The sequence below is a fragment of the Streptomyces monticola genome, from assembly GCF_042665355.1.
GTDB classification, from domain to species: domain Bacteria; phylum Actinomycetota; class Actinomycetes; order Streptomycetales; family Streptomycetaceae; genus Streptomyces; species Streptomyces monticola.
Map to the genome: position 1 here is coordinate 1 of NZ_JBHTCF010000002.1, position 16,546 is coordinate 16,546.

The following is a 16,546-nucleotide window of genomic DNA, read 5'->3' on the forward strand; positions in this document are numbered from 1 at the left end:
CCGCTCGGCCGCTACTCGACCCCCGAGGAAGTGGCCGGCCTGGTCGGCTACCTGGCGTCCGACACCGCCGCGTCCATCACCGCGCAGGCGCTCAACGTCTGCGGCGGCCTCGGCAACTTCTGAGCCGGGCCCTGCCGCGAGCTGAAAGAGACAGCTGGAAGCGACAGCTGAGGCTGAAAGAGACAGCTGGAAGCGACAGCTGAGAGAGACAGCCGTCCCCGACTGAGCAGGAGAAGAAGCATGCTGCAGCACGGCCCGCGCGAGGTGGAGCACGAGATCACCGTCGCGGCCCCCGCCACCGCCGTCTACCGGCTGATCGCCGACGTGGTGAACTGGCCGCGGATCTTTCCGCCCACCATCTATGTCGACCAGGTCGAGCAGAGCGGCAACGAGGAGCGGATACGCATCTGGGCCACCGCCAACGGCGAGGCCAAGAACTGGACGTCGCGCCGCGTTCTCGACCCCGAGGGCCTGCGGATCGACTTCCGCCAGGAGGTGTCGGCGCCGCCCGTCGCGTCCATGGGCGGAGCCTGGGTGATCGAGCCCCTGTCGGACGGTGGGTCGAGGCTGCGGCTGCTGCACGACTACCGCGCCGTCGACGACGACCCGGAGAGCCTCAAGTGGATCGACGAGGCGGTGGACCGCAACTCCCGTTCCGAGCTCGCGGCCCTGAAGCAGAACGTCGAACTGGCCCATGCCTCGGAGGAGTTGACGTTCTCCTTCGAGGACACGGTGCACGTCGAGGGTGCGGCCAAGGACCTCTACGACTTCATCGACCGCGCGGACCTGTGGCAGGAGCGGCTGCCGCATGTGGCCGAGGTCCGCCTCGAGGAGGGCACCCCGGGGCTGCAGACCCTGCAGATGGACACCCGGGCCAAGGACGGCTCGACGCACACCACGAAGTCGTACCGTGTGACCTTCCCGCACCAGAAGATCGCGTACAAGCAGGTCACGCTGCCCGCCCTGATGACCCTGCACACCGGTTACTGGACCTTCGAGGAGACCGGCGCGGACTCCGTGGCGGCCTCCTCGCAGCACACCGTCGTGCTCAACACGGCGAACATCGCGAAGGTGCTCGGCGCCGACACGACCGTGGCCGACGCCAAGGAGTATGTGCGCGGCGCCCTGAGCACCAACAGCCGCGCCACGCTCGGCCACGCCAAGAGCTACGCCGAGAACCGGCGCTGACCATGGCGGCGGAGAGCCTGGACACCGGTGCCGTGCAGCGCTGGGACACCGGTGCCGTGCAGCGCCTGGACACTCAGGTCGTGGTCGTGGGGGCGGGGCCCGTCGGGCTCATGCTCGCCGGTGAACTCCGCATCGGTGGCGCGGACGTGGTGGTCGTGGACCGGCGCGGCGCCCCGACGGCGGAGTCGCGGGCGTCCACGCTGCACGCCCGCACCATGGAGATCCTGGACTGCCGGGGGCTGCTCGCGGCCCTCGGCACCCCGCCGGACGAGCCCCGCGGCCACTTCGGCGGCATCCCCCTCGACCTCACCCTGCCCGGGCCCTACCCCGGCCAGTGGAAGGTGCCGCAGACCCGCACCGAGCAACTGCTGCAGGAGCGGGCCCGCACGCTGGGCGCGGATCTGCGCCGCGAGCACGAGCTGCGCGCCGTCAGTGTCACCGCCGACGAGGTGGTGACCGAGGTGGCGGGCCCGAGGGGGCCGGTGCGCATCCGCAGCCGGTACGTAGTCGGCTGCGACGGTGAGGACAGCACCCTGCGCCGCCTCACCGGGGCGGAGTTCCCCGGCCGCGACGCGCGACGGGAACTGCTGCGGGCCGATGTCGCCGGCATCGGGATCCGCGACCGGCGCTTCGAGCGCCTCCCGGACGGCCTTGCCATCGCCGCCCGGCGCGGCGACGGCGTCACACGCGTCATGGTGCACGCCTTCGGAAGCGGGGCCCGCCCCCGCGCCGAAGGACCCGGATTCGACGAGGTCGTCGACGCCTGGAAACGCGTCACCGGCGAGGACATCAGCCACGGCACCCCGCTGTGGGTGAACGCCTTCGGCGATGCCTCCCGGCAGCTCACGCACTACCGGAACGGACGTGTCCTGTACGCCGGTGACGCCGCCCACCAGCAGATGCCCATCGGCGGGCAGGCCCTCAACCTCGGCCTCCAGGACGCGGTCAACCTCGGCTGGAAGCTGGCCGCGACCGTCAGGGGCGGCGCCCCCGAAGGGCTGCTCGACAGCTACCACGACGAACGGCACGCCGTGGGCCGCCGTGTGCTCGGCAACATCGGCGCCCAGGCGGCTCTGCTGCTCGGCGGCCCCGAAGTGGAGCCGCTGCGCGAGGTGTTCGCCGATCTGATCGCCCATGAGCAGACCCGTACGGAACTGGCCGGGATGATCTCCGGGCTCGATATCCGCTACGACGTCGGCGACGGCCGTACCGACGGCGAGGCGCACGGCGAGGCCCACGGTGGGGCCGATCCGGAGACCGGGAGGCACCCGCTGCTCGGGCTCCGGCTGCCACTCGTACCGCTGACAACCGCTCAACAGGCGTGCAGCACAGCCGAGTTGCTGCGCACCGGGCGCGGCCTGCTCCTGGACCTGACCGGCACCGAGGGCGGCGACGCACGGCTGCGCTCCCTGGCCGCACCGTGGGCCGGCCGGGTCGACACCGTGGCGGCCGAGCCGGTCCTCCAGGGGCCTCTGCGCGGAGTCGAGGCCGTACTCGTACGCCCGGACGGACACATCGTGTGCGCCGGCGCCGCGGATGCCCCGTTCCCCGGTGCGCTGCGCCGCTGGTTCGGCGCACCGGACCGGCGGACCCATCACCAGACAGAGGACGGAGACAGGCATGGACACGGAGTCGCAGAGGGATACGGGGACACAGAGGGAAGGTGACTTCGACGCGGATGTCGTGATCGTCGGCGCGGGCCCCACGGGCCTGATGCTCGCCGGTGAGCTGCGCCTCGCCGGTGCCCGTGTGATCGTGGCCGAACGTCTCGCCGAGCCCACCGGGCAGTCGCGCGGACTCGGCTTCACCGCACGGGCCATGGAGGTGTTCGACCAGCGGGGTCTGCTGCCGCGCTTCGGCGGCCTGGAGACCAGCCCGATGGGGCACTTCGGCGGTATCCAGTTCGACTACACCGTCCTGGAGGGCGCCCACTTCGGTGCCCGTGGCATTCCGCAGTCGCAGACGGAGGCCGTGCTCGAACAGTGGGCGGCCTCCATGGGCGCGGACATCCGGCGCGGCTGGGAGTTCCTGGAGCTCGCCCAGGACTCCGGTGGTGTGACGGTCACCGTCGGAACACCGCAGGGCGTACGGGAGTTGAGGGCCGCGTATCTGGTCGGCTGCGACGGCGGCCACAGCCCGGTGCGCAAGGCGGCGGGCTTCGACTTCCCCGGCACGGACGCGACCCGCGGGATGTATCTCGCCGATGTCGTCGGCTGCGGCCTGAAGCCGAGGTTCCTGGGGGAGCGGCTGCCCGGCGGCATGGTGATGGCCGCACCGCTGGCCGAAGGTGTGGACCGCATCATCGTGTGCGAGCACGGCGCCCCGCCGCCGGACCGCAGCGAGAGCCCCGATTTCGCCGAGGTCGCGGCCGCCTGGCAGCGGCTCACCGGCGAGGACATCAGCGGCGGCGGCGCGGACTGGGTCAGCTCGTTCACCGACGCCACCCGTCAGGCCACGGAGTACCGCCGCGGCCGGGTCCTGCTCGCCGGGGACGCGGCGCACATCCATCTGCCGGCCGGCGGACAGGGCCTGAGCACCGGGGTGCAGGACGCGGTCAACCTGGGCTGGAAGCTGGCCGCCGCGGTGCAGGACCGGGCGCCCGCGGGTCTCCTGGACACGTATCACGGCGAGCGCCACCCGGTGGGCGCGCGGCTCCTGATGAACACCCGGGCCCAGGGCGCGGTGTTCCTCGGTGGCGCCGAGGCCGATCCGCTGCGCGCCCTGTTCGCCGAACTCCTCGCCCACGACGACGTCAAGCGGCATCTCGCGGGCGCGGTGAGCCACCTCGACATCCGCTACGACGTCGGCGATGGCGGCCATCCGCTGCTCGGCGCCCGGATCGGCCACCACGTCCTGCACGGCGTCGCGGGTCGCAGCAGTACGACGGAACTGCTGCACAGCGCGCAGGGCGTACTGCTCGACCTGGCCGACGACGCCGGTGTGCGGGAGACGGCGGCGCCCTGGAAGGACCGGGTCACGACGGTGACCGCCACCGCGGAGAACGCGGCGCCCTTCGCCGGTGCGGCCGCCGTTCTCGTACGGCCCGACGGCCATGTCGTGTGGACCGCGTCGGATGCCGGTGAGCTGCCGGACGCGCTGCACTGCTGGTTCGGCACCCCTGACGTCGCCTGACGGACGCCGCGCCCGCGCCTGACGCCCCGTACCTCGTGTGCGGGGCGTTACGCGTGGGCGGCTCCCCGGCCACGCCGGTCATGCCGACCACGCCGACCGCGCGAAGGAGGCCCGGCCCGCCAGTTGTGGCGGGCCGGGCCCCGGTGCGTCTGCCGCTACGCAAGGGGACGGCCTCAGGCGGCCTCCGCCTCCGCGTCGGCCTTCGGGCGCCGGGCCTCGGTCACGAGCGCGTCGAGCATGGCGAGGACCTGCTTGTCCTTGCCCTCGCTGGGCTTGAACACGGTGAAGTCCTCGAAGTCCACCGGCAGGGTCAGCTCCACGGCGGGCTGCACGGAGGTGACCTTCAGGTCCTCCAGGATCACCCGCAGGTGCCCGACCGCGCGCACGCCGCCCTCCATGCCGTAGCCGACGAAGCCGGCGGGCTTGTCGTTCCACTCGGCGGCGAGGTAGTCGATGGCGTTCTTGAGTACGCCCGGGATCGAGGCGTTGTACTCGGGGGTCACGAAGACGAAGGCGTCGAACGAGCCGATCTTCTCCGCCCACTTGAGGGTGTGCGGGTTGGCGTACTGGCCGTAGAGGGGCGGCATGGCCTCGTCGAAGTGCGGCAGGGCGAAGTCGGCGATGTCCACGATCTCGAAGACCGCCTCGTCACGTCCCGCGGCGATACCGCGGACCCAGTCGGCCACGGTGTCGGCCTTACGGCCGGGACGGGTGGCGCCGACGATGATCGCGACCTTGAGGGGGTTCTGCTCGAGCGCTGAAGCCATGGTGATTCTGCCTCTCCGGAACGGATGCTGTGTACGGGGCGAATACGCGGTACAGGGCTGGTGCTTGGTACGGGGCCACTGCCTGGTGCGGGGCTGTGCCCGGTGCGGCGGTGGGGCGCGAGGTCACAGCTGCGCGGCGTACTCGCCGACGCAGTGCAGCGGGGTGACCGACGGGGCCTCGTCGCACATCGCGTCGAGCTCTCCGCGGTAGCGCCCGAAGGCCGGCAGGCCGCCGAGCACGCCAGGACCGTCGATCAGCTCCACGAACGACACGAAGGTGACCTTGTCCTCCAGCTGGTACGTGTCGTACCGCGGGACCTCGGGCCGGATCGACTTCAGCTCCTCGTAGACGGTCTGGAGCAGCTCCTGGTGCCGCTCCAGCGCATCGGGGCGGACCTTCCAGCGGATCATCACTTGTTGCGAGGCCACTCTTCTCCCTCTCCCTCCGCCGCAGGCCGGGGCGTCGTCACCGGCTTACGAACCAATTTCGAAAAACACTCTGTCTTCTGGAAAACACTCTGTCAAGTGAACTATGGTGGGCTCATGGCAACCCGTAAGTACGAGCAGCGACTGCGCGCGGAGTCGGCCCAGGCCACCCGGCGGCGCATCCTCGACGCGGTCTGCGAGCAGCTGCGCAAGGCCCCGTCGAAGCCGGTCAGCATCGACGCCATCGCCCAGGCGGCAGGGGTGGCGCGCCCCACCGTGTATCTGGTCTTCGGCTCCCGCGCCGGCCTGTTCGACGAGGTCGGTGCCGACCTCCTGCAGCGCGGCGGCTTCGAGTCGATGATCGAGATCGCGGACCATCCCGACGCCCGGCAGGGCCTGCGCGGATGCATCCGCGGCGTGGTCGAGATGTATGCCGCCCACCGGGACGTGCTGCGCGCCCTGCACTCGATGGCGCTCCTGGACGCCGCCGCCGTCGGCGGCGCCATCCAGCGCCTGGAGCAGGGCAGGGAGGCCGGCATGACACACCTCGCGGAGCGCCTCGCCGAGCAGGGACTGCTGCGCCCGGACAGCGGGGCCGAGCAGGCCGCGGACCTGCTGTGGCTGCTGACCGGCTTCGACAGCTTCGACCTGCTGTACACCGGTCGTGGCCAGGCCGTGGAGCAGGTCGCCGACACCCTGGTGACGACCGCGGAGCGCACGCTGTGCGCCTGAGCCGGCCGAATTCATGGTGTGCCTTCCTGTCACCGGGAATTCGGCGAATCCGGCCGAATCGCGGCCTTGTGGTCCAGCCTCTCGGCCGGGCAGCCGGATTTCAACGGCCGGCCCGTCAGATCAATGTCAAATTCCGTCAGAGCATGGCGGCCGGCACGACACAGCACTTATTTCTGGAGGTAACAGATGGGCAGCCGAGCCGATGGGCCGATCGAGGCGCTGCGCGCCGGTCATGAGCAACTCACCTCTTACGTGGCGCGGTTGGCGCCGCAGGACCTGGAACGGATGTCCGCCGCCGACGAGTGGACCGTCGCCCAGGTGCTGAGCCACCTGGGCAGCAGCGCCGAGATCGGTCTCGCCACCCTCGACGCCGCACGGGCCGGATCCGGTGCGCCCGGCGCGGAGTTCAACGAGAAGGTGTGGGCCGGCTGGGACGCGATGTCCGCGCCGGAGCAGGCGGAGAGCTTCCCGGGGGCGAACGAGGCGCTGGTCGCGCGGTTCGAAGAGCTCGACGAGACGGCACGGGCCGAACTCACCGTGGATCTCGGGTTCCTGCCGCAGCCGCTCGACATCGCCGCCTTCGCGGCCCTTCGTCTGGGTGAATTCACGTACCACACCTGGGACATCGAGGCGGCCTTCGATCCCGCGGCGGTCCTCGCCCCCACGGCGGTGGCGCACCTCTTCGAGCCCCTCGGCATGCTGATCGGCTTCCTCGGCGACACGACACCGCTCGGTGACCGGCGGCTCCGCCTCGCCGTGCGCGCCGAACGCCCGGACCTCTCGCCGGGCCTTGAGCTCGGCGATGGCGTCGCGCTCACCGAGGCGCCCGCGGACCCCGACGCCGTACTGGAGATTCCCGCCGAGGCCGCGCTCCGCCTCGCGGTCGGACGGCTCGCCGAGCGGTACACCCCGGCCGGCACCCGGCTCACCGGCGGCGGCCTCACCCTCGACGAACTGCGCCTGGTCTTCCCGGGGTTCTGAGGCCGCGGACGCCCGGGGCCTGCGTCGGGATGCCGACGCCGCGGGTACGGGCCGCATCCCGGTGCGGCCCGTACAGACCGCGCCCTGCGCTGAGTTGACATCGGCACCACACAAGTTTGCGAAGACCTGTAACAGCGCTTCTTGACCCCCGTATGCGGCCCGCCCAAGAATGGCAGGGCATTTCCAGTGCAGTGCGCTGCCGAATCCCGAGAAACACAGGAACCGAGAGAGCGCAGAACCCGAGAAACGCAGGCGCAGTTGGCTTCGATGCAAGGCGTCCCCCTCCTGTGTTCGGGCAGCCCGGAAGAATTCCGTGTTTTTCGCGTGCCGTGGAAAGCCCTCAGCAAAGCCCCGACGAGAAAGGCTGCCTGCCGTGACGGTGACAACGCTCGCAACCGATATGGATCTCTATACGGATGAGTCCGTGCTCGCCCCGTACGAGAACTACCGGACGCTGCGCGGCATCGGGCCCGCCGTCCGGATGGAGGCCTACAACGCCTGGGCGGTGCCGCGTTACCGCGAGGTGTACGAGGCGCTGCACGACCACGACTCCTTCTCGTCCGCGTCCGGCGTCGGCCTGAGCGAGGAACTCAACCAGGTCATGGCGGGCGGCACCATCGCCAGCGACCCGCCCGAGCACGACCGGATCCGCCGGGTCCTCGGCCGCCAGCTGACACCGAAGGCGCTGCGCGGACACCAGGAGTACGTACGGCAACGGGCCGCGGTCCTCGTGGACCAGCTCGTCGAGCGCGGCAGCTTCGACGCCGTCACCGACTTCGCGCAGGCCTTCCCCGTGGGCCTGGTGCCCGATCTGCTCGGCTGGCCGGACGCGGAGCGCGACAACCTCCTGGAGTGGGCCGCGGCCGGCTTCAACGCCCTGGGCCCCATGAACGAGCGGACACTCGCCGGGATGCCGGTCCTCAAGGGCCTGTGGGAGTTCCTGGGCGAACTCGCGTCCTCACGTGATCTGCGCCCGGACAGCTGGGGCGCCAACCTGGTGGCGGCGGTCGACGCCGGTGAGCTGCCGAAGGACCGGCTGCCGACGCTGCTCGGCGACTTCCTGGTCCCCTCACTCGACACCACGGTCAGCGCGCTGTCCGCCGCCGTCTGGCTGCTCGGCACCCACCCCGAGCAGTGGCGGCGGATCCGCGAGGACCACACGCTCATCCCGAACGCCTTCAACGAGATCGTCCGCTACGAGACGCCCGCACGGGGCTTCTGCCGCCTGACGACCCGGGACCGCGACCTCGGCGGCGTGGAACTCCCGGCCGGCTCACGGGTGTTCCTGCTCTACGCCTCGGCCAACCGCGACGAACGCTTCTGGGAGAACCCGGACGCCTTTGACATCGCCCGCCCCAACGTCGCCGCGCATCTCGCCTTCGGCCACGGGCTGCACGGCTGCGTGGGCCAGGGCCTGGCTCGCATGGAGGCGCACGCCCTGCTCACGGAACTCGCCCTGCGCGTCGAGCACATCGAGGTCGACGAGCCGGTCTGGCGCCGCCACAACACCATCCGCGGCATCGAGTCCCTGCCGACCACGCTGCACGTCTGACGACGTACGTCCGCGCCACACGTCCGGTGGCGCCGCACGTCCGACGACTTTCGCCACGACACCCGGCACGACACCGGCACGACACCCAGAGGGGGCCCACGATGAGGCTGACCGTTGACCGAGAGCGATGCGAGGGACACGGGGTGTGTGAGGCGGTCGCCCCCGACCTCCTCCAACTCGACGACCAGGGCGACCTGGTGCTGCTCCTCGAAGAGAACGCCGACCTCCCGGCCGACCAGCACGACCCGGCGGCGCAGTCGGTGGCCATCTGCCCCGTGGCCGCACTGCGGATGGAGAACTGAGCCCATGGAGAAAACCAGGACCAAGCCCGCGCGGTCCGTGTTCCGGCCGGTCTCGCCGGACACCCTCGCCCTGCTCACCGCGTACAACCAGGACCAGCGGTGCACCTTCCTGATGGCGAGCAACTACGTGAACGCCGCGGCCGCCGGGCTCGGGCACCTGCTCAGCGGACTCGTGCCCGTCGGCCCGGAAGAACCCCGGGTCAGCTATCTGCTCAGCTCGGGCCTCGAAGCCCTGTCGGGCGCCATCAAGCTGGCCCGGCACTCCGCCGTCCGCGCCGGCCGCGACGAGGGCGGCTGGGTGCTGCTCATCGACGAGCACGGCACGTACCAGGAGTTCATGGACCCGGCGGGGGCGGGCAGCGAAGACGCCCTGATCCCGCATGTGCTCGCCGTGCCCTCGGCGAAGGAGGCCGCGCACCGGCACCCTTCCGTCGCCTGGGAGGCCGTGGTCGTCGTCCGTGAACGCCACACCGACCTGGGGGACACGACGCTGCTCGACCTGACGCGCGAGTGCCACGAGCGGGGCGGCCTGGTGGTGCTGTCCGCCACCGAGCTCGAACTGACCGACCCCGAGATCTTCACCAATCCCATCGGCGCCGACGTCATGGTCTTCGGTGAGAGCCTCGCCGAGCGCCAACTGCCGTTCGGCGCCCTGACCATGTCACCCGCCGCACACCAGGTGTGGCACAACAGGGTCGACTGCTTCGCCCACACCTCGACCTACGGCGGCAACGCACTGTGCGCCTCCGCGGTGCGCGACGCCCTGGAGCGCACGGGCCATGTCACCGAGGCGCACCGCGAGGTGCTGCGCGCCATCGACGCCGACCCGCAGACGGCCGTCGCGTACTGGGGGCGGCACATCAACCCCGATATCGCCGGCATGGCCCAGGTCTTCCACCTCAACATCGACGCCGTGCGCGCCGCGGGCGGCCGCCTCACCACCCGCGACGGCCGGGACGTCATCGACTGCGCCGGCGGCTTCGGCAGCAACCTGCGCGGTCACAACCCGCCCGACCTGGTGCCCGACGTCCTGCGGCGGCACGACCCCGGGCACGACTACTTCGCCGACCTGGAGCACAAGCTCTCCCAACTCACCGGCCTGCCGCACGCGTTCCCCTCGGTGAGCGGCGCCGTCGCCAACCACACCGCCGTCACCCTGGCCGCGCTCGCCACCCCGAAGCGGCGGACCGTCGTCACCTTCTCCGGCAACTACGGCGGCAAGACCCTCTTCTCGCTCAACCTGAGCAAGCACGGCCCGCAGAAGACCGAGTCCGACGAGGACGCGTTCCGTCCGTACTACGCGCATCTCGCCTACGTCGATCCGTTCGCCCCCGACGCGGTGGACCGGCTGCGCACGCTCCTGCGTACCGGGGACGTCGCGCTCGTCTGGTTCGAGCTGGTGCAGGGCGCCGCCTGCAGGCCGCTGCCCGCGGAGCTTGTGCGCGCCATCGACGAACACCGCGATGAGTACGGCTATCTCGTCGGTGTGGACGAGGTCCTGACCGGCGGCTGGCGCACCGGCGAGCACTACCTCGCCCACCAGGACGTGCTGCGCCGCGCCGACATCGTGACGCTCGGCAAGACCATCAGCGACATGACCCTGCCCGCCGCGGCCGTCATGGTCTCCGACGAGGTACTCGCCAGGGCCGAGGAGCGGGACCCCGCACACGTCGCCAGGCTGCGCACCGAGTTCCGCCACAACCTCGGTGCACATATCTCGCTGCACGCCGTCGAGGCCGTGGACCAGGAGCCCGTACGTGCCGAACAGCTCGCCGCCTACGCCGAGTTGAAGGCCTCCCTGGAGCGGCTCTGCCGTACCTCGAAGGTCCTGGGCGGGGTGTCGGGTACGCACGCCCATCTGAAACTCACGATGGGGCACCGCCTCCTGTCGTTCCCGCACGGCTCCGGGCCCGGCACCCTGCTGACCCTCGCCCTGTCGGACCTGATCCACCAGCGCTGCGGGGTGTACATGCCGCTGCTCGCCATCCGGCACCGGGTGGCCGCGGACCGCGACGACCTGCGCGAACTCGCCGACCGCCTGCGCACCGGCACCCGGGGCATCACCCCGCTGATGATCTACCGCTACGCGATCGGGCGGCTGCTGCACGACAAGCTGCCGCGTCTGAGCCGGCTCCTCATCGGCCGGGCGGCCCGCCCGCAGGTGCGGAACGCGGCAAAGGCGCCCGCGCAGCCGGCGCATTCCTGACCGTTCACCGCGCACCGTTTGCCGCTCGCTGCTGCTACGCCCGCCCCCGCTCCCACGAGAAGGAAGTGCCGACCATGTTCACTGAGACCAGCGACGTGCCGCCCCCGATGCAGATACTGAAGCTGTCCATGGCGGGCTGGATGGCCGCGGCCGTCAGCGCCGCCGCCGAACTCGGCGTCGCCGACCACCTGGCCGACGGCCCGCGCTCGGTGACCGATCTCGCCGACGCGCTCGACGCCGACGCCCCCACGCTGTACCGGCTGCTGCGCGCCTGCGCCGACTTCGGGCTCTTCCGTGAGGAGGAAGGGCGGGTCTTCGCGGCCACCGAGCTCGGCGACGCGCTGCGCAGTGACGCCCCCAACTCCCTGCGCAACTTCGCCCGTTGGGTCGGAAAGCCGGCCGACCGCTGGACCTGGTCGGGGCTCGCCGACACGGTGCGCACCGGTGAGCCCGCCTTCGCCAAGGTGCACGGCACGGAGATCTGGGACCACTTCAACAACCACCCCGACACGGCCTCGGTGTTCGACGACGCCATGACCGAGCTGTCGCGCCAGGTGATCGGACAGGCCGTCGCCGCCTACGACTTCACCTCCTTCGGCCGGCTCGTCGACGCGGGCGGCGGTCACGGCACGCTGCTCTCGCAGATCCTCGGCGCCAACCCGGGCATCCGCGGTGTGCTCTTCGACCGCCCCGAGGTGATCGAAGGGGCGGGGAGTGTGTTCGACGCGGCCGGGGTGCGCGACCGCGTGGAGATGGAGAGCGGAGACTTCTTCGCGGCCGTGCCGGACGGCGCCGACGCCTACGTACTGTCGAACATCATCCACGACTGGGACGACGCGCCGTCGGTGCAGATCCTGGCCAACATCGAGCGCGCCATGGCGCCCGGCGGCCGGGTCCTGCTGATCGAGGCGGTGCTCCCGGACGGCGCCGAACCCGCGCCCGCCATCAAGCTGATGGACCTGGACATGCTGGTCCTGAGCGGTGGTCACCAGCGTTCCGCGGCGCAGTTCGACGCACTGTTCCAGCAGGCGGGACTGAAGCTCTCCCGGGTCGTCGACGGCGGCCTGTGCAGCGTCGTCGAAGCCGTCCGCGCCTGACGCCGAGGCCGTCCGCGCCTGACGTCGAAGCCGTCCGCGCCTGACGCCGAGGCCACACCCGCCACAGCCAGCCACAGTGAAACGAGGACGACCATGCCGCTCATCAAGGCCCACGACGGATATCTGACCGTGTTCAACATGTTCACGACGGACAGCGAGGAGCACCACGACCGGCTCCTCGAAGAGATGCAGAAGATCATCGACAACGGCAACGGCGGCCGTGACTTCACCGGCTGGCTGTCCTCGACGCTGCACGCGGGACAGGCCGCCCTCGGCACCGCCAACTACATCCAGTGGCGCAGCCTGGAGGACCTGGAGAACCGCTACGCGGGCCAGGACTACAAGAACGAGACGGTGCCGCTGTTCCAGGAGATCTCGACCTCCGTCAACCTGCTCAAGACCGAGGTGGTCTTCTCCCAGCACCACCCGGACCTCGACCGGATCGAGATCTCTCCGGAGCGTGACGACTGGACGGTCATCATCGTCATGGAGTGCGCTCCGCAGGACCAGCAGGCCCTGGTGGATCTCCTGGGCCGCCGCGACGACTGGCTGCCGACCGTGCCCGGCTACCGCTCGCACTGCATCTGCCGCGGCATCGACGGCACCTTCATCATCCTCTACGCCCAGTGGGCGAGCGAAGCGGCGTACGACGCCTACCACCACATGCCCGAGACGGAGCGCCCCGCCGATCAGCAGGAGATGCGGGCCGCCGTGGACAAGCTCGTGACGGCCCGGCGCGCCAACACCTACCGCGTCGTGCACAGCCGCTCGGCACAGCCCGCGCCCAGCGCCCGCTAGAGCCGGAAGGCCGGCCGGAACGACCGAGGAGAAGACATGTCACACACACGTGAGGACCATCTCGCCGTCCTGAAGCGGGCGGTGGAACTCATCAACTCCGGTGACGCACAAGGCGGTGTGCGGGTGCTGTTCGCCGAGGACGCCGTCGACCACGACCTCGCCCCGGGGCAGGGCCCCGGCCGGCAGGGACTCCTGGAGTTCTTCGGCGCGCTCACCGCGGGCTTCCCCGATCTGCGGCTCGTGCCCCGGCACATCTCCGCCGACGAGGAGCATGTGTCGATGGCGTTCACCGTGTCGGGAACCCACGGCGGCGAGTTCAACGGCATCGCACCCACAGGGCGGCACTTCGAGGTCAGCGGAGTGGAGATCTTCCGGTTCGCCGCCGGACAGGCCGTCGAACGCTGGGGCCTCATCGACGACTTCGGGATTCTCACCCAGCTCGGCCTCGTGCCCGAACCGCAGCACTGAGCACCGAACCCTGAACACCGAACCGGAAGGACCGCATCCGTGCACAGCCGCAGCGCCCACCGCGGCCGCCTCGTGGTCGTCGGGGCCAATGTCGCCGGGCTTCGCGCCGTCGAAGCGGCGCGGCAGGCCGGGTTCGACGGCGCCGTCACCCTCGTGGGCGCGGAACCGCATCCGCCCTACAACCGGCCGCCGCTGTCGAAGGAGTTCCTGCGCGCGGACGACGGCGAACCGGCTCCCACGTTCCGCGGCGCGGACTCACTGCGCTCCGAACTCGACGTCGACCTGCGCCTGGGCGCCCCGGCGACCGCACTCGACACCGGCGCAAGAACGGTCACCGTCGGCGGCGAAGAGCTCGCCTACACCGCCGCCGTACTCGCCACCGGGGCCCGGGCACGAACGCTGCCGGGCTCGGCGGGCCTCGGCGGTGTGCACACCCTGCGCACCCTCGACGACGCGCGGCAGATCCGAGCCGCGCTCGTGCCCGGGGCCCGGCTCGTGGTGATCGGCGCCGGCTTCGTGGGGGCCGAAGTCGCCTTCACCGCACAGGAGTCGGGGCTCGACGTCACCGTGCTCGAAGCCGCGCCGACACCGCTGGTGCGCGCTGTGGGCGGCGAGATGGGCGGGGCGCTCGGCGCCTTGCTCGGCCGCAGCGGGATCGAACTGCGCTGCGGAGTCCGGGTCGAGGCGCTCGAGGGCACCGGGCGGGTCACGTCGGTGCGCCTCGCCGACGGCACGTCCCTGCCCGCCGACCTGGTCGTCGTCGGCATCGGCGCGGAGCCGGCCACAGGCTGGCTGGCCGGGTCCGGCATCGAGCTCGACGACGGTGTGGTCTGTGACCGCCGCCTTCGCACCACCGCCCCCGGGGTCTACGCGGCGGGCGATGTGGCCCGCTGGTTCAACCCCGCCCTCGACCGCACGGTCCGGCTCGAACACTGGACGACCGCCGCCGAACAGGGCGCGCTCGCGGCCCGTAACGCGCTCGACCCCGCGGCCGCCGCCGACTGCTCGACCGTGCCGTACTTCTGGTCGGACTGGGGCAAGCACCGTATCCAGTTCGTCGGCGATCCCGCCGCGGACGAGGTCGAGGTCGTCCAGGGCGACACGGGCTCCGACAGCTTCCTCGCGCTCTACCGGCGCGGCGAGCGCCTGATCGGCGCACTCGGCCTGAACCAGCGGCGCGCCGTCGTCCGGCTGCGTACCGCCATCGCCCGCAGGGCCACCTGGTCCGAGACCCGCACCGCTCTGAGCGCGCCGCCCATCCGCACCGAGGCCTGACCTCCGCACCGAGGCCATCCACACAGAGGCCTGACAGGAGACATCACGTGTCCACGCCCACACCCGCACCAGCACCCAAGTCCCGCGCCGGCAGGCGGGAGTGGCTCGGCCTCGCGATGCTCACCCTGCCCGCGATGCTCGTGTCGATGGACCTCACGGTCCTGCACCTGGCGGTGCCCGCGGTCAGCGCGGAGCTGGGACCGACCAGCTCCCAGCTGCTGTGGATCGTCGATGTCTACGGCTTCATGATCGCGGGCTTTCTGGTCGTGATGGGCACACTCGGCGACCGTATCGGCCGCCGCAGGCTGCTCTTCATCGGAGCCGCCGGATTCGGAGTGGCCTCGGTGCTCGCCGCGTTCGCCACCAGCGCGGAGCTGCTCATCGCCGCCCGTGCCCTGCTCGGCGTCTCCGGCGCCACGCTCGCCCCGTCGACGGTCGCCCTCATCCGCCATATGTTCCACGACCCGCAGCAGCGCACCCGGGCCATCTCCCTGTGGTTCATGAGCTTCATGGCGGGCTCGGCCATCGGACCGCTCATCGGCGGCGCACTTCTCGAGTTCTTCTGGTGGGGCGCGGCGTTCCTGATCGGTGTGCCGGTGATGCTGCTCCTGCTCGTCGCGGGCCCCGCGGTGCTGCCGGAACACCGCGACCCGGCGCCGGGCCGGCTCGACCTGACGAGCGCCCTGGTCGCGCTCGTGGCGGTGCTGTGCGGGATGTACGGCCTCAAGAAGGCAGCGGAAAGCGGACTCGGTCCCGTGCCGGTCGCCGCCATGGCCGCCGGTGTGCTCGGCTGTCTGCTCTTCGTGCGCCGCCAGCGCACCGTCACGAACCCGCTGATCGACCCCGCCCTGTTCCACCGCCGCACGGTCCGGGTCTCGCTGCTCGCGCTGACCGTCGGCGCGGTCGCGATCGGCGGCATCGGCTATCTGACCCTGCAGCATCTGCAACTCGTCGTCGGGCTCACGCCGTTCGAGGCCGGAGTGTGGACGCTGCCTCCGTTCGTCGCCGGGGCCGTCACCACCGTGCTCGTGCCGAACCTCGCGAAGCGGCTCGGCCAGGCACCGCTGATCGCGGGCGGAATGACGGTGGCCGCGGTCGGCCTCACCGTACTGGCGCTGCTCGGCGGCAGCGGCGGTGAACTCGCCCTGGTGATCTGTGCCCTGGTCTGTCTCTTCGGCGGTCTGATGCCCGTGCTCGCGCTCGGCGTCGACCTCGTGGTGGAGGCCGCACCGCCCGCCCGCACCGGCGCGGCGTCCGCGATCACCGAGACCACACAGGAACTCGGTATCGCCCTCGGTATCGCCCTGCTGGGCAGCAGCGCGAGCTTCGTCTACCGGCGCGGCATGGACGCCGTACTCCCGTACGAGGCGGGGCAGTCGGAGGCGGCGGAGGCCGCCAGGTCCACCCTCGGCGGCGCCCGGGGCGCGGCCGGTGAACTGTCCGACGAGATCCTGACCGCGGCCGGACAGGCGTTCACGGACGGTCTGCGGGTGGCGGCGGCGGTGGGTGCGGTGGCCCTCGTGGCCGGTGCGGCGGTGGCGGCGGCCACACTGCGCCGGGTACGCACGGACGCCGTCCCCGAGGAACGGAGCGCGGCGGGCGCGGCCGGCTCCTGAGAGCCG

General features: G+C 71.3%; 16 protein-coding genes. 14 read left to right on the forward strand and 2 right to left on the reverse strand.

Annotation, left to right across the window (positions count from 1 at the left end):
* From ACFQVC_RS05525 to ACFQVC_RS05540, 4 genes are all read left to right on the forward strand, one after another.
* On the forward strand, positions 1-123 hold a 123-nt coding region (locus ACFQVC_RS05525), incomplete at its 5' end, for an SDR family oxidoreductase (protein WP_381828218.1).
* A 117-nt stretch (positions 124-240) separates the two neighbouring features.
* Entirely contained in the window at positions 241-1,188 is a 948-nt protein-coding gene (locus tag ACFQVC_RS05530; RefSeq protein WP_381827153.1) for an aromatase/cyclase, read from the forward strand.
* Between the two features lie 110 nt (positions 1,189-1,298).
* Positions 1,299-2,855, forward strand: a complete 1,557-nt coding sequence (locus ACFQVC_RS05535) for an FAD-dependent monooxygenase (RefSeq protein ID WP_381828220.1) — start codon at positions 1,299-1,301, stop codon at positions 2,853-2,855.
* On the forward strand, positions 2,809-4,320 hold the full coding sequence (locus ACFQVC_RS05540) for an FAD-dependent monooxygenase (protein ID WP_381827155.1): 1,512 nt from the start codon (positions 2,809-2,811) through the stop codon (positions 4,318-4,320). Before ACFQVC_RS05535 ends, ACFQVC_RS05540 begins: the two co-directional genes overlap by 47 nt.
* Before the next feature lie 173 nt (positions 4,321-4,493).
* Here ACFQVC_RS05540 and ACFQVC_RS05545 read toward each other — a convergent pair whose 3' ends face one another.
* The gene (locus ACFQVC_RS05545) at positions 4,494-5,087 is read right to left on the reverse strand and encodes an NADPH-dependent FMN reductase (RefSeq protein WP_381827157.1); all 594 of its coding nucleotides are present in this window, start codon (positions 5,085-5,087) and stop codon (positions 4,494-4,496) included.
* Between the two features lie 123 nt (positions 5,088-5,210).
* On the reverse strand, positions 5,211-5,516 hold the full coding sequence (locus ACFQVC_RS05550) for a hypothetical protein (protein ID WP_381827159.1): 306 nt from the start codon (positions 5,514-5,516) through the stop codon (positions 5,211-5,213).
* A gap of 114 nt (positions 5,517-5,630) precedes the next feature.
* On the opposite strand from ACFQVC_RS05550, the gene ACFQVC_RS05555 reads away from it, so the two are divergent.
* From ACFQVC_RS05555 to ACFQVC_RS05600, 10 genes are all read left to right on the forward strand, one after another.
* Positions 5,631-6,245 carry a TetR/AcrR family transcriptional regulator gene (locus ACFQVC_RS05555; protein WP_381827161.1) on the forward strand — a complete coding sequence of 205 codons (615 nt, stop codon included), beginning with the start codon at positions 5,631-5,633 and terminating at the stop codon, positions 6,243-6,245.
* 186 nt (positions 6,246-6,431) lie between these two features.
* On the forward strand, positions 6,432-7,226 hold the full coding sequence (locus ACFQVC_RS05560; protein WP_381827163.1) for a maleylpyruvate isomerase N-terminal domain-containing protein: 795 nt from the start codon (positions 6,432-6,434) through the stop codon (positions 7,224-7,226).
* Between the two features lie 373 nt (positions 7,227-7,599).
* Positions 7,600-8,778, forward strand: a complete 1,179-nt coding sequence (locus ACFQVC_RS05565; RefSeq protein ID WP_381827165.1) for a cytochrome P450 — start codon at positions 7,600-7,602, stop codon at positions 8,776-8,778.
* 101 nt (positions 8,779-8,879) lie between these two features.
* On the forward strand, positions 8,880-9,080 hold the full coding sequence (locus tag ACFQVC_RS05570) for a ferredoxin (RefSeq protein ID WP_381827167.1): 201 nt from the start codon (positions 8,880-8,882) through the stop codon (positions 9,078-9,080).
* A 4-nt stretch (positions 9,081-9,084) separates the two neighbouring features.
* The gene (locus tag ACFQVC_RS05575; protein ID WP_381827169.1) at positions 9,085-11,286 is read left to right on the forward strand and encodes an aminotransferase class III-fold pyridoxal phosphate-dependent enzyme; all 2,202 of its coding nucleotides are present in this window, start codon (positions 9,085-9,087) and stop codon (positions 11,284-11,286) included.
* Positions 11,287-11,360: 74 nt separating this feature from the next.
* Positions 11,361-12,383, forward strand: coding sequence for a methyltransferase (locus ACFQVC_RS05580; protein ID WP_381827171.1), 1,023 nt, complete (start codon positions 11,361-11,363; stop codon positions 12,381-12,383).
* 93 nt (positions 12,384-12,476) lie between these two features.
* On the forward strand, positions 12,477-13,181 hold the full coding sequence (locus ACFQVC_RS05585; protein WP_381827173.1) for an antibiotic biosynthesis monooxygenase family protein: 705 nt from the start codon (positions 12,477-12,479) through the stop codon (positions 13,179-13,181).
* 36 nt (positions 13,182-13,217) lie between these two features.
* The gene (locus ACFQVC_RS05590; protein ID WP_381827175.1) at positions 13,218-13,649 is read left to right on the forward strand and encodes an ester cyclase; all 432 of its coding nucleotides are present in this window, start codon (positions 13,218-13,220) and stop codon (positions 13,647-13,649) included.
* A gap of 39 nt (positions 13,650-13,688) precedes the next feature.
* Positions 13,689-14,924: an NAD(P)/FAD-dependent oxidoreductase gene (locus tag ACFQVC_RS05595; RefSeq protein ID WP_381827177.1), complete on the forward strand. Its 1,236-nt coding sequence runs from the start codon at positions 13,689-13,691 to the stop codon at positions 14,922-14,924.
* Positions 14,925-15,040: 116 nt separating this feature from the next.
* Positions 15,041-16,540 (forward strand): MFS transporter, encoded by a 1,500-nt coding sequence (locus ACFQVC_RS05600; protein ID WP_381828223.1) that lies wholly within the window; start codon positions 15,041-15,043, stop codon positions 16,538-16,540.
* The last annotated feature ends 6 nt before the right edge of the window (positions 16,541-16,546 follow it).